The organism is Rhizobium sp. P43 (assembly GCF_056730705.1).
Genome location: NZ_CM161539.1, coordinates 3387725 through 3400271 on the forward strand (window position 1 = coordinate 3387725; position 12547 = coordinate 3400271).

Below are 12547 nucleotides of genomic sequence, written 5' to 3' on the forward strand. Positions count from 1 at the left end.
GGCATCAAAGGCGGGCGAGAAGCTGCGCTCTCGTCTCCTCATCGACAAAAGCCGCCTCAATTGCCGTGCGCGTCATGCCGTTGATCTCAGCGTCGGTGAAGCCGAATTCGCTGGACGCCCATTCGTATTCCTGGGCGAGCGACGTGCCGAAGAAGGGCGGGTCGTCGGAATTGATGCATACCTTGACGCCGGCTTCGTGGAACCTCCTCAGAGGATGGCTGGCGAAATCGGGAAAGACCTTGAGTGCGATGTTCGAACCCGGGCAGACTTCGAGCACGGTGCCGAGATCGGCAAGGCGGCGGACGAGTTCGGGATCCTCGATGGCACGGACCCCGTGGCCAATCCGGGTCGGTTTCACCAGGTCGAGCGCGTCGGCGACACTGAAGGCGCCACAGACTTCCCCGGCATGGATGGTGAGGCCCAAACCTGCTTCACGGGCGATATCAAAGGCACGGGCATATTCTGCGACGCGGCCCATGCGCTCCTCGCCGGCCATATTGAAGCCCGTCACCAGCGGATTGTTGCTGCGGGCAGCATATTCGGCGGCGGCAATGACGCTTTCAGGGCCGAAATGGCGCTCGCCGGTGACGATGATGCGTGCCTCGATGCCCGTTGCGGCTTTCGCAGCCTCGATGCCGGCGGTGATGCCGGAGAGATAGGTATCCGCGCCGAGGCCGATGCGGTCGCCGTGATCGGGCGAGACGATGATCTCGCTATAGATGGTGTCCACGGCGGCGAGTTCGCGCAGATAAGTCTCGGTCAAGAGCGCGTAATCGTCTTCCGTGCGGAAGAGAGCAGCAACACGGTCATAGGCCTTGATGAACTCGGCAAAGTCGGTCCAGGCATAGGTGCCGTCGCGCATGAAGGTCGCGGGATCGACGCCGTATTTCTCGGCCTGAGAGAGTGCGAGAGCCGGCGACGCCGCACCTTCGATATGACAGTGCAGTTCGGCCTTCTTCAATCTTTTCGTCACAGGAAGCTCCGTCCGTGGCGGCCGGGAGCGAGACCCAAATGCGCCGCGATGGTTTCGCCGATATCGGCATAGGTGTTGCGGACACCGATGTTGCGCGAGCGCACACCAGGCCCGAAGCACATGATCGGCACGCGTTCGCGGGTGTGATCGGTCCCACGCCAGGTGGGGTCGCAGCCGTGGTCTGCGGTCATCAAAACCATGTCGCCGGCTCTCAGCTTGCGATGGACTTCCGGCAGACGGCGGTCGAAGGCCTCTAAGGCGGCGGCGTAACCCGGGACATCACGGCGGTGGCCGAAGAGCATGTCGAAATCGACGAAATTGGTGAAGACGAGATCGCCGTCTTCCGCCTCGTCCATGACCTTTAGTGTCGCATCCATGAGCGCCATGTTGCCATTGGCCTTGATGACACGGGATACACCCTGATGGGCGAAGATATCGCCGATCTTGCCGACGGCATGGACCTTGCGACCGGCCTCCTGGAGGCGATCGAGCAGGGTGGGCTCGGGCGGCAGGACGGAATAGTCGCGGCGATTGCCAGTGCGTTCAAAGGTCTGGACCGTTTCGCCAACGAAGGGACGGGCGATGACGCGACCGATGTTGAGCGGATCGAGCAATTTCCGGACGATCTGGCAGAGTTGGAGCAGGCGCTCGAGGCCGAAATGGGTTTCGTGGGCAGCAATCTGGAAGACGGAATCGCTCGATGTGTAGCAGATCGGCTTGCCCGTGCGGATATGCTCCTCGCCGAAGCGGGTTATGACCTCAGTGCCCGAAGCGTGGCAATTGCCGAGAATGCCGGGGAGGCTCGCCTCGCGGCAGATCGCCTCGACGAGATCGGCGTGGAAGGCTTCGTCGCCTTCGGGGAAATAGCCCCAGTCGAACATCACGGGCGTGCCGGCGATCTCCCAGTGTCCTGAGGGGGTATCCTTGCCTTTCGAGACTTCGCTTGCGGCGCCATGCAGACCGAAAACCCGCTCGGGGATCGGCATACCCTGCGGCGTTCTGCCGGTGGCAAGCTTTGCAGCGGCCAGGAGGCCGAGTGCCGACATGTTGGGCAGCACAAGCGGGCCCTGGCGCAGACCCTTGCGGTCGCCGGCGCCGGCAGCACAGAATTCGGCAATATGGCCCAGCGTATCGGAGCCGTCATCGCCATAGGCCGGCGCATCAGGAGCACCACCGATACCGAAGGAATCAAGGACGAAAAGGAAAGCGCGTGCCATATGCAACCCATGGCCGGGTCTGGTTTGTTGTTCTGCCGGCCGTCGAGAGCATCCTTACCGTTTAGCCCCGAGCTTGGCAAATATTGGCGATCAGCAACCCTGGCAGGTCACGCTCGTGCCGAGACGCTGGCGGAAATAGAACTCGCGGAAGATGGTCAGGCTTTTGGCTGCGGTCCCCGACAATCCGGGCAGGTACATCATCAGTTCATGGGAGACGCTGAGCTCGCTGCGGATCAGGAAGGTATTTGCGACGAGCATGTCGGCGGGCACCGGCGCGTTGCTGCCGACCGCGTAGGGCGCCACGCCCGTGGTCGACCATGACCACATGACCTTTGGTGCCTTGCTCGCGTCGATATTGATGCCGCTGATCTTGATCAGCAAGTTCTTTGACTCATAAGGAACGAAGATGGCGTTGGACACGTCCACCATATCGGACAGGAAGGTCGGGTTGACCGTTTCCTGACGCGCCACGAGATCGGCAATCGTGCTGCTTGCCATCGAGGTCTTCTTGGCGACGCTGAGGCCCATGGTGAGCTCAAAGGCCATGAGATAGAGCACGATCAAAAGCGGAGCGATCAGGGCGAACTCAACGCCACCCACGCCCTGGCGGTCTTCTGCGAGACGTTCTGCGTTCCGGGACAGGCTGTGCCAATTGCGCCGAATGCACGTGAACCCTCTCATCAGAACAGCCATCCGTCGGGTGATCTCGATCATGGATACTTCTCGTTCTGGAAGGCGGTGGTGGCGACGATCAGGAAATCTGAGGGCATAGAGCCATCGGAAGGACGGATCGTCGTGATGTAGGGACGGACGAGGTCGGTGATCACCTGCCAGCGATAATAAGCGCGCAGCATGTTGACCGTATCGGGCCCTCCGGGGGTAAATCTAAAGCTTTTCGGATCGATGTCGGCAAAGGTGTTCGTCGAAACCCTGGGAATTGTGGTCGGGATATCGCCGAAGGAGTTGAAGGTGCGGGCATCGATGTAAAGCTTGCTCGGCGTTGCAATCTCGCTTTCGGAGCACTGGATCATGATGTTCAGTTCAGCGCAGAAAGCCCGGCGGAACTTGGTCACATCCATATCCGTTGCCGGCCGGTTGAGCTGATAGGTGATCTGGCCAGTGCGCAATTGTCTGCCAAGCGTATTGACCGCATTGGTGACAAGCTGCTCTGCGGCGAAGGCCACAAAGGTCTCGATAATGGCGAAGATGATCAGGAAATAGGGAACTGCGAGGATCGCGAACTCGATTGCGGCAGCACCATCTTTGGATCTCGCAAGCCGCCGCCACAGACGAAACCGTAGTCTGGGCAGACGTTCAATCCGGTGGTCTCGGTCAAGTTCGTGGCTCGTCATAGCCTGGCTCATCCTCAAAGATGAGGTGAAGCTACGGGTCAAATGTTGATTTTCCGTTTCCCGGATCTTTACACTTTGCCACGACTGACAGGCCCCAAGGGGCTAAAAACCGGCCTTGTCCGGGACATCAAAGCCTGAACTGAGGCCTACTGGGTTGTCGCGCCAGTCTGTGCGTGTTCTTCGCAATTGGGCGTGCAGGAGAGGACCGTTCTTTCGGTCGATTTGAAGACGCGCACGGTGCTCGACTCGTCGATCGACACAAGAATGCGCTCATCGACGATGGCGTTACCGTCCGCGTCGAGCAAAACGAGATTGGTCGTGCCATAGGCGCGTCCCGTTAGAACGATCGTCTTGGAGTCCGCGACAGTGGCGTCCGCGACCTCGGCATTGCCAACGATCACCTTGCTGACAGGACGATCGAGCTTCAACACGCGGGCGCTGTTCATATAGACACGCAGGATTCCCTCGTCTTCCGCCAGAGCTGCCGTGGCCGGGAATACCATGGCCATGGCCAAGGTCATGGCAGCTGCAGCGGCAAAGGTACGGTCGAACATGAGCTTGCCTTAAAGTACGCGCGTGAGAGATGGCCGAAGGATGCCGGCTTTAGGTGAATGAAGGGTTAAGGCGGGCCTTTGATGCCTTAGACTCCGCGATACCGGCAGTTGGCAGGTTTATCCGCGATGGAGGGTCCAGAGATGATCAGACGATTGCCTGCGCCTCTATGGTTGGGGAATCCGGATCGTTTTGGGACAGTTGCTGCCTTTGGGAACGGCCATATCGCTGCAATCGATTGCGGAGAAGGGCCAGGCGCTTTGCGATGCAATTGGTCTCGCTCGGGCCTCGGCCGGCAAAAGGCCGAAAAACCGGGCGAATGTTCGACATCTTATCAATTCGCGGCAGCATTCATTTACCACTGCAGTCGCTTGAAGCTTTTCACGATCTGCTAACCTTTTTTCTTAAGTCGATGGCAACAGGCCGGCGTTTAGTTTGGCGATATCCGAGCAACGGCAACAGTTGCCGGCAGTGCTGAACAACCTCGCGGAGTAGGAGAATAACATGACCAAGCTTTTCGCACGTTTCGTCAAGGACGAGTCCGGTGCAACCGCTATCGAATACGGCCTGATCGCCGCCCTCATCTCGGTCGCCCTGATCACTGGCGCCACGACCCTCGGCGGCGCCCTGAACAACCAGTTCAACGAAGTATCCAAGAAGCTGAACTACAAGGGCTGAGACCTTCCACGTATCGGCTGAAAGGGCTGCATCGCTGCTGGCGATGCAGCCCTTCGCATTTACGGGAATGGGCGAATTCTGTTTTCGAAACGTTCATCCCTGGAGGTTAGGCTATAGACAACTGGAGCTGAACATGTATCACACGGTCATACTTACGGTTCTGCCTTTCTGTCTGGTCATCGCGGCGCTGACCGATTTTTTCGAGATGACGATTCCCAACTGGATATCGGCGCTGCTCGTCTTATCCTTCCTGCTCGTGAGCCCATTTAGTGGCCTAACACTGATCGATCTTGGTTGGCATATGGCCGCAGCTTCCGCGGTTTTCGTCGCATGTTTTACCCTGTTTGCATTCAACGTAATGGGCGGAGGCGACGCAAAGCTCCTGACGGCAGCAGCGCTCTGGTTTGGCTTCAATCACTCACTTTTCGAGTTCTTGGTGCTGACGGGATATTTCGGCGGAATGCTGACAATCATCGTATTGCTGATGCGTGCCAACTGGGACAAATTTGCCACCGTTGGCCTCGCGCTCCCCGCGACCCTGATGGTCGCCAAGAAGATCCCCTATGCGATCGCTATCGGGGCTGCAGGTCTGATGGCCTATCCCAGCTCTCCGCTGGTTGTTGCCGCCATCCAAAGGGCGCTCTGACCGACGAGGCGGCAACCTCCCGTTAACTACAAATGTAAGCCGCTTATTAACCATAAGTACACCAATTCCTGATCAACCTTGCCGGTAGAACCTATTGCGTCGCCCGAGGATCGATCATGAAACCCGCCCGCCTTATCATACTCGCTGTCGCCGTCGTGGCCGCCGGTATGGCCGGCCTTCTCGCCATGCGGCTCAGCGGTAATGAGACCGTGATTGTGCAGGATGCCGTGGTCGAGAAGGAACCGACCGTCGATGTTCTCGTCTCTGCGGCAAATCTGCCGGTCGGCGCCCGTCTTGATGAAAACTCCATGCGCTGGATGCCCTGGCCTGAAGGCAGTGTCGTGGATGGGTTCATCACTTCCTCCACGCGCCCCGACGCGATAACCGAACTGTCCGGCGTCGTCGTGCGCCTGCCGGTTTTCGAAGGCGAGCCGCTTCGACGCGAAAAGATCGCTGACTCCTCTTCTCGTATCCTCTCGGCCCTGCTGCCATCGGGCAAGCGTGCCGTATCGACCGAGATCTCGGTGGCCACCGGGGCGGGCGGCTTCATCCTGCCCAATGACCGGGTCGATGTGATCATGGTACGCAAGGGTGACGACGACAATTTCCTGACTGAAACCGTGCTTTCAAACGTCCGTGTGCTCGCCATCGATCAGCAGATCGAGGAGGCGCCGGACGGTTCCAAATCCGTTATCGGTACGACGGCGACGCTCGAACTGACGCCCGAACAGACGAAGGTGATGGCAGTGGCGCAGCAGATGGCGGATCGCCTGTCGCTGGCGCTGCGATCGGTTGCGGACGCGCAAGAAGAGGATACCTCCGCCGCCGACCATCTGTTGAGTGGTGGAGATGGTCAGCCGAACATCCAGGTCATCAAGTCAGGTGAGGTCATCAAGTCGAATTCCTCGCCCGCCAATTCCATGCAGTGAGTGGGGACGCATCGTGGCAAGTCTGACGCACAAACTTCGAGTATCCCTAACCGCCGGCATCGCGTTCGCGGTCGCGTTTACGGGCGCTCACCCCTCGTTCTTCAACCTTCAGCCTTCTGTACCGGTCGCTGAGGCCGCGCAGGAGACGGTCCTTCGCATCACCAATGCCGGCCCCGGTGCGCGCCGAACAGTAAAGCTGGGCCTTAAGAAAGCCCTTGTCGTTGATCTTCCTGTTGATGCCCACGACATCTTGGTCGCCGATCCGCTGATGGCTGACGCCGTGACGCGTTCTTCACGGCGGATTTATCTCTTTGGCAAGACAGTCGGACAGACGAACATTTTCATTTTCGGCGCCGATGGCCAAGAAATCGTCAGCCTGGATATCGAAATCGAGCGGGACATTGCTGGACTAGAAGCCAATCTTCGTCGTTTCATTCCGGAATCGGATATCAAGGTCGAGATCGTCTCGGACAATATTGTCCTGACCGGCACCGTGCGGACGCCGCAGGATGCGACACGCGCCGAGGGCCTGGCCGAGGCATTCCTCAAGGGCGGTGAAGCAACAACCCGTTTTGCCACAGCCTCCGGCGGCGACAATGGCGGTGATGTGGCAATCTTTGCAGAGGGTCGTCAGCAATCCCAGATCGTCAACCTGTTGACAATCGAGGGCGAGGATCAGGTCACGCTGAAGGTCACCGTTGCGGAAGTCAGCCGGCAGGTACTCAAGCAACTCGGCTTTTCGGGTACCATCCAGGATGCCAGCAACGGTATTGGCTTCACAAATCCAGCCAATCTGGGGAACGCTGTCAATCTTTCAAACCTGACATCAAACGCGCTGGGCCAAACCCTTTCCACAATGAGCGGATCGGTCGGCGGATATGGCTTTGCAAGCTACATAAACGCGATGGAACAGGCCGGAGTGATGCGCACTCTCGCCGAGCCCAGCCTGACTGCAATTTCGGGTGAGTCCGCCAAATTTTATGTCGGTGGCGAATTTCGGATCGCCGGTGTCCAAGAGGTTGATGTTGACGGAGAAACCGGAGAAACGAACGTAACTAGGACTGTGCAGACGGTCGACTACGGGATTGAGCTGAATTTCCGTCCGGTCGTGCTCGCGCCGGGTAGAATCAGCCTCCAGATTGAAACAAACGTATCTGAACCGACCTGGGAAGGCTCACAGGTCACCGGCAACTCGTTGCGTGGCGCTCCCGGCAGCACGTTCATGTCTATCCGCAAGCGCGAGGCATCCACCACTGTGGAGCTTCCTTCTGGTGGCTCCATTGTCATCGGTGGTCTCGTGCAGGACAATATCCGTCAGGCCATGTCTGGCCTGCCTGGGCTTTCCAAGGTGCCGGTTCTCGGTACGCTGTTCCGCAGCAAGGACTTCCAGCGCAACGAGACCGAACTCGTGATCATCGCGACACCCTATCTGGTGCGACCGGTGGCGCGCGGTGCGCTCTCGCGTCCGGATGACAATTTCAACCCCGAAAACGACGGCGCGACCTTCTTCCTGAACAAGGTGAACAAGGTCTATGGCCGCCGTGAGAACAACCAACCTGCCGGCCAATATCACGGCGCGGTTGGCTTCATCTACAAGTGAACGGCGTGAGGATCGTGATGAACCATTCGACACGTCTAGTCAGGGAAAGTCGGCCAGCCATGGCATCTCAAGGTCACTCAATCCACCGCATTCTGTTTACTGGCCTGGTTCTCGGCACGGTCGCCGTTCTATCGGGCTGCGGCAGTATAAAGGATCAGATGTCGACATCCGCCATCCCCGACGACTATCGCACGCGGCATCCGATCATGCTGAGCGAGGTGGAGCACACACTCGATGTTCCGATCGCTTCGGGTGACCGTAAGCTGACGATGAGCGTCCAGGATTCGATCGCCGGTTTTGCGGCCGACTATCTTTCCGCATCGACAGGCACGATCCAGATCATGGTCCCGCACGGATCGCCAAATTCCGGTGCGGCCTCGGGCATGCGCAAACAGATCCGGCAGGTTCTAACGACACGCGGCGTTCCATCCAACCGGATCATCGAAACCTCCTATCAAGCTGAGGCGAACAGCAACGCGGCACCCGTGCGCATCAGCTATGTCGCGATCACAGCGACGACCAATCCTTGCGGCGAATGGCCGGAGGATCTGCAGAACAACACGTTTAGCAACAAGAACTATCACAATTTCGGCTGTGCGACGCAGAGCAACCTCGCCGCACAGATCGCCAACCCGATGGATCTCGTGACACCGCGCGACATGGCCCCGATTGATGCGACCAGACGCTCGACCGTGATCGGGCTCTATCGCCAAGGCGGCGACACCTCCACGAACTGATGTGACCGAGGTCCAAGAGGCAGGATGAAAGCATGAACGCGATCGACTACGACATCGGCGACACCACCGGCGGACATCGCGGAACGTCCGAAACCGTGATTGCGGGCGATGTCGAGAACCTGCGCCCGCTTCCGCGCATTTCCATTCACGCCTTTTGCATCAGCGAGGGTGTGCATCGGACCATGGAACAGTGTGCCGCAGATCGGCGCATGACGCGCGTCAGCATGCGCATCACCCATGGGAATATCGCCGCAGCAGCGAATATGTTCTCGTCGACGCCGACGCCGAACCTGATCATCCTGGAAACCGACGCGGGTCCGCGTGACCTCGTGGCCGAACTTGCGCCGCTTGCCGAGGTCTGCGATCCGAGCTCACGCGTGATCATCATCGGCCGGCACAATGACATTGCGCTTTACCGCGAACTGATCCGAAGCGGCATTTCCGAATACATCGTGGCGCCTTTCACAATGGCTGACATGATGGGATCCATCGCCTCGATTTTCGTTGATCCGGAGGCCGAGCCGCTGGGTCGCAGCATCGCGTTTATTGGCGCAAAGGGCGGTGTGGGCTCTTCGACGATCGCGCATAACTGCGCCTTCGGAATTGCGTCGCTCTTCTCCACCGAGACGGTGCTTGCCGATCTCGATCTGCCTTTCGGCACGGCGAATATCGACTTCGACCAGGATCCAGCCCAGGGCATGGCCGAGGCTGTGTTCTCGCCGGAACGCCTGGACGAGGTCTTTCTCGATCGCCTGCTGACAAAGTGCGGCCAGAACCTTTCGTTGCTGGCTGCACCCTCGATGCTCGACCGCGGCTATGACTACGAACGCGGAGCATTTCAGCCGATTCTCGATGTGCTGCAGCGGACTGCACCGGTGACCGTGCTCGACCTTCCCCATACATGGGCGGATTGGACCCGCGCCGTTCTGTCCGACGTCGATGAGATCGTCATCACCTGCGCCCCGGATCTGGCCAATCTGCGCAACATGAAGAACATGATCGATGCTCTGAAGAAGCTCAGACCGCAGGACAAGCCGCCGCATCTGATCCTCAACCAGGTGGGCATGCCGAAGCGGCCTGAGATCGCGCCAGCGGACTTCTTCGAACCTCTGGAGCTCGAACCCGTCGCCATCATTCCCTTCGACGCACAGCTGTTTGGAACGGCTGCCAATAGCGGCCGGATGATCTCGGAACTCGATGGCAAGTCGCCGACGGCCGAGACCTTCTCCCAGCTCGCGCATCTGGTGACGGGCCGCGCGACGATCAAGAAGCCGAAGAAGGCGGGCCTCGGCTCGCTGATCGAGAAACTCCGCAAGAAGTAAGACCGGTAACAAGAACAGGTAGAGCTCATGTTTGGCAAACGCGGAAACGACGGTTTCGGCAAAGGCGAGGCGGGCGTCGGCACGATCCCGGCACAGCCGGCTGCTGCCGCGCCTGCGGCACGTTCTAGTACGCTCCTCGAACCCGGCAGCCCCGAAGCGAGCAGCCGGCAACAGATGACGCCCCCCTCCATGCAGACGCCGAGCCGCAAGCGGCCGCCGCGGACGGAGGACTATTACGACACCAAAAGCCAGGTGTTTTCGGCGCTGATCGATACGATCGATCTGTCGCAGCTGGCCAAGCTTGACGGCGAAAGCGCGCGCGAAGAAATCCGCGACATCGTCAACGACATCATCACGATCAAGAATTTCGCGATGTCTATCTCCGAGCAGGAGGAACTGCTCGAGGACATCTGCAACGACGTTCTGGGCTATGGTCCGCTTGAACCGCTTTTGGCGCGGGACGACATCGCCGATATCATGGTCAACGGCGCCGGCCAGACCTTCATCGAAGTCGGCGGCAAGACGATCGAGTCGGAAATTCGCTTCCGTGACAATTCCCAGCTCCTCTCGATCTGCCAGCGCATCGTTAGCCAGGTCGGTCGTCGCGTGGACGAATCGAGCCCGATCTGCGACGCGCGTCTGCCGGACGGCTCTCGTGTCAACGTGATTGCCCCGCCGCTGGCCATCGACGGGCCGGCGCTGACCATTCGTAAGTTCAAGAAGGACAAGCTCAATCTCGCGCAGCTGGTCAAGTTCGGCGCGATCACGCCGGAAGGCGCCGAGGTTCTGCAGATCATCGGCCGCGTGCGCTGCAACGTGGTCATATCAGGTGGTACCGGTTCAGGTAAGACGACACTTCTCAACTGCCTGACAGGCTTCATCGACCAGGACGAGCGCATCATCACCTGCGAAGACACGGCCGAACTGCAACTGCAGCAGCCGCATGTGGTGCGGCTTGAAACGCGCCCGCCGAACATCGAAGGCGAAGGCGAGATCACCATGCGCGATCTCGTAAAAAACTGCCTGCGTATGCGCCCCGAACGCATCATCGTCGGTGAAGTGCGCGGACCGGAAGTCTTCGACCTGTTGCAGGCGATGAACACCGGTCACGACGGCTCGATGGGCACGATCCATGCCAACACGCCGCGTGAATGCTTGAGCCGTATGGAATCGATGATCGCCATGGGCGGCTTCTCGCTGCCGGCGAAGACGGTACGCGAGATCATTTCCGGCTCGATCGACGTCATCATCCAAGCTGCACGTTTGCGCGACGGTTCGCGTCGCATCACCCACATTACCGAGGTCATCGGGATGGAAGGCGACGTGATCATCACCCAGGATCTGATGCGCTACGAGATTGAAGGGGAAGACGCAGCCGGCAGGATCATTGGTCGGCATATGTCAACGGGTATCGGCAAGCCGCATTTCTGGGATCGCGCTCGCTATTACGCAGAGGACCGCCGTCTCGCGGCGGCTCTCGATGCCATGGAACAGAAGTCGCAGGGGATGTGAGTTCATGTTCGGCATAGATCCCACCATTCTCGCCATCGTTGTCCTGGTCGCCGTTTCGACCGGTGCCGTGGCCTATGGTGTGCTCTATTCCCGGATCGAAACCGACAAAAAAACGGCGAGCCGCATCAACCGCGTGCGCGCGGCCGAAACGGATATGTCACAGGTCAAGGCCGCCCGCGACCGGATGCAGGAAGTGTCCAAACGCCGCAAGTCGGTTCAGGACTCGCTGAAGGAACTCGAGAAAAAGCAGCAACAGGAAAAAACCAAGAAGGCGAATGCCGCCAGCATCAAGGCCAAGCTGACACAAGCCGGCCTTTCGATCACCCTGACACAATTCTACCTGTTCAGCGCGCTGTTCGGCTTCCTGGTGCTCGCCCTGGCCTTTCTGGCGGGCATGCCGCCGCTTGTCATGCTCGGTGCCTCCTTCGTTGCGGGTCTCGGTCTACCGCGCTGGATCGTCGGCTTTCTCGTCAACCGCCGGCAGAAGAAATTCCTCGAAGAGTTCCCCAATTCCCTTGACGTCATGGTGCGTTCGATCCGATCCGGCCTGCCGCTCAATGATGCAATCCGCATGATTGCCTCCGACGGGCAGGAGCCGGTGAAATCCGAATTCCGACGCATCGTCGAATCGCAGCAATTGGGTCTCAATGTTGCCGATTCAGTCGCCCGCATGCATTTGACCATGCCGCTGTCTGAGGTGAATTTCTTTGCCATCGTCATCGCGATCCAGGGGCAGGCGGGTGGTAACCTGTCCGAGGCTCTTGGCAATCTTTCCCGCGTTCTGCGCGACCGTAAAAAGATGAAGGCCAAGGTCAATGCGCTTTCCATGGAGGCCAAGGCTTCGGCTGCCATCATCGGCGCCCTGCCCTTCATTGTTGCTCTCCTCGTCTACCTGACATCTCCCGAATACATCATGATCCTCTTTACCGACTCTCGTGGCCACCTGATCCTCGGGTTCTCGGCCATCTGGATGAGCATCGGACTGCTGGTCATGCGCAACATGATCAATTTCGAGATCTGAGGAGCAAG

At 59.1% G+C, this 12547-nt stretch carries 13 protein-coding genes; 8 read left to right on the forward strand and 5 right to left on the reverse strand.

Annotation, left to right across the window (positions count from 1 at the left end):
• Positions 1–4: 4 nt before the first annotated feature.
• The 5 genes from AC1PUL_RS16990 to AC1PUL_RS17010 form a co-directional block, all read right to left on the reverse strand.
• A complete protein-coding gene (locus AC1PUL_RS16990; protein ID WP_480465276.1) occupies positions 5–973 on the reverse strand; it encodes an adenosine deaminase in 969 nt (322 codons plus the stop codon).
• Positions 970–2190, reverse strand: coding sequence for a phosphopentomutase (locus tag AC1PUL_RS16995; protein ID WP_480465277.1), 1221 nt, complete (start codon positions 2188–2190; stop codon positions 970–972). Before AC1PUL_RS16995 ends, AC1PUL_RS16990 begins: the two co-directional genes overlap by 4 nt.
• 90 nt (positions 2191–2280) lie before the next feature.
• Positions 2281–2904, reverse strand: coding sequence for a TadE/TadG family type IV pilus assembly protein (locus tag AC1PUL_RS17000; protein WP_480465278.1), 624 nt, complete (start codon positions 2902–2904; stop codon positions 2281–2283).
• Complete coding sequence (locus AC1PUL_RS17005; protein ID WP_480465279.1) at positions 2901–3542, reverse strand: TadE/TadG family type IV pilus assembly protein; 642 nt, start codon at positions 3540–3542, stop codon at positions 2901–2903. The genes AC1PUL_RS17000 and AC1PUL_RS17005 overlap by 4 nt, the downstream gene beginning before the upstream one ends.
• 146 nt (positions 3543–3688) lie before the next feature.
• A complete protein-coding gene (locus tag AC1PUL_RS17010) occupies positions 3689–4063 on the reverse strand; it encodes a pilus assembly protein N-terminal domain-containing protein (RefSeq protein ID WP_480468614.1) in 375 nt (124 codons plus the stop codon).
• A gap of 535 nt (positions 4064–4598) precedes the next feature.
• Here AC1PUL_RS17010 and AC1PUL_RS17015 point away from each other — a divergent pair.
• From AC1PUL_RS17015 to AC1PUL_RS17050, 8 genes are all read left to right on the forward strand, one after another.
• Positions 4599–4772 carry a Flp family type IVb pilin gene (locus AC1PUL_RS17015; RefSeq protein ID WP_480465280.1) on the forward strand — a complete coding sequence of 58 codons (174 nt, stop codon included), beginning with the start codon at positions 4599–4601 and terminating at the stop codon, positions 4770–4772.
• A 133-nt stretch (positions 4773–4905) separates the two neighbouring features.
• On the forward strand, positions 4906–5418 hold the full coding sequence (locus AC1PUL_RS17020) for an A24 family peptidase (RefSeq protein WP_480465281.1): 513 nt from the start codon (positions 4906–4908) through the stop codon (positions 5416–5418).
• A gap of 116 nt (positions 5419–5534) precedes the next feature.
• Positions 5535–6347 (forward strand): Flp pilus assembly protein CpaB, encoded by an 813-nt coding sequence (cpaB, locus tag AC1PUL_RS17025; protein WP_480465282.1) that lies wholly within the window; start codon positions 5535–5537, stop codon positions 6345–6347.
• A 13-nt stretch (positions 6348–6360) separates the two neighbouring features.
• A complete protein-coding gene (locus AC1PUL_RS17030) occupies positions 6361–7947 on the forward strand; it encodes a type II and III secretion system protein family protein (RefSeq protein WP_480465283.1) in 1587 nt (528 codons plus the stop codon).
• Between the two features lie 59 nt (positions 7948–8006).
• Positions 8007–8684 (forward strand): CpaD family pilus assembly protein, encoded by a 678-nt coding sequence (locus AC1PUL_RS17035; protein WP_480465284.1) that lies wholly within the window; start codon positions 8007–8009, stop codon positions 8682–8684.
• A gap of 32 nt (positions 8685–8716) precedes the next feature.
• On the forward strand, positions 8717–10006 hold the full coding sequence (locus AC1PUL_RS17040; RefSeq protein WP_480465285.1) for a CpaE/TadZ family protein: 1290 nt from the start codon (positions 8717–8719) through the stop codon (positions 10004–10006).
• Positions 10007–10033: 27 nt separating this feature from the next.
• Positions 10034–11518, forward strand: coding sequence for a TadA family conjugal transfer-associated ATPase (locus AC1PUL_RS17045; RefSeq protein WP_480465286.1), 1485 nt, complete (start codon positions 10034–10036; stop codon positions 11516–11518).
• A 4-nt stretch (positions 11519–11522) separates the two neighbouring features.
• Positions 11523–12539, forward strand: coding sequence for a type II secretion system F family protein (locus tag AC1PUL_RS17050; protein WP_480465287.1), 1017 nt, complete (start codon positions 11523–11525; stop codon positions 12537–12539).
• Positions 12540–12547: the final 8 nt, after the last annotated feature.

Bases quoted from the DNA above. Each gene is read 5' to 3' on its own strand.
- AC1PUL_RS17005 (WP_480465279.1), bottom strand. From the start codon at position 3,542: ATGACGAGCCACGAACTTGACCGAGACCACCGGATTGAACGTCTGCCC.
- AC1PUL_RS16995 (WP_480465277.1), bottom strand. From the start codon at position 2,190: ATGGCACGCGCTTTCCTTTTCGTCCTTGATTCCTTCGGTATCGGTGGT.
- AC1PUL_RS17040 (WP_480465285.1), top strand. From the start codon at position 8,717: ATGAACGCGATCGACTACGACATCGGCGACACCACCGGCGGACATCGC.
- AC1PUL_RS17015 (WP_480465280.1), top strand. From the start codon at position 4,599: ATGACCAAGCTTTTCGCACGTTTCGTCAAGGACGAGTCCGGTGCAACC.
- AC1PUL_RS17020 (WP_480465281.1), top strand. From the start codon at position 4,906: ATGTATCACACGGTCATACTTACGGTTCTGCCTTTCTGTCTGGTCATC.
- cpaB (WP_480465282.1), top strand. From the start codon at position 5,535: ATGAAACCCGCCCGCCTTATCATACTCGCTGTCGCCGTCGTGGCCGCC.
- AC1PUL_RS17045 (WP_480465286.1), top strand. From the start codon at position 10,034: ATGTTTGGCAAACGCGGAAACGACGGTTTCGGCAAAGGCGAGGCGGGC.
- AC1PUL_RS17000 (WP_480465278.1), bottom strand. From the start codon at position 2,904: ATGATCGAGATCACCCGACGGATGGCTGTTCTGATGAGAGGGTTCACG.
- AC1PUL_RS17050 (WP_480465287.1), top strand. From the start codon at position 11,523: ATGTTCGGCATAGATCCCACCATTCTCGCCATCGTTGTCCTGGTCGCC.
- AC1PUL_RS17035 (WP_480465284.1), top strand. From the start codon at position 8,007: ATGGCATCTCAAGGTCACTCAATCCACCGCATTCTGTTTACTGGCCTG.
- AC1PUL_RS17010 (WP_480468614.1), bottom strand. From the start codon at position 4,063: ATGACCTTGGCCATGGCCATGGTATTCCCGGCCACGGCAGCTCTGGCG.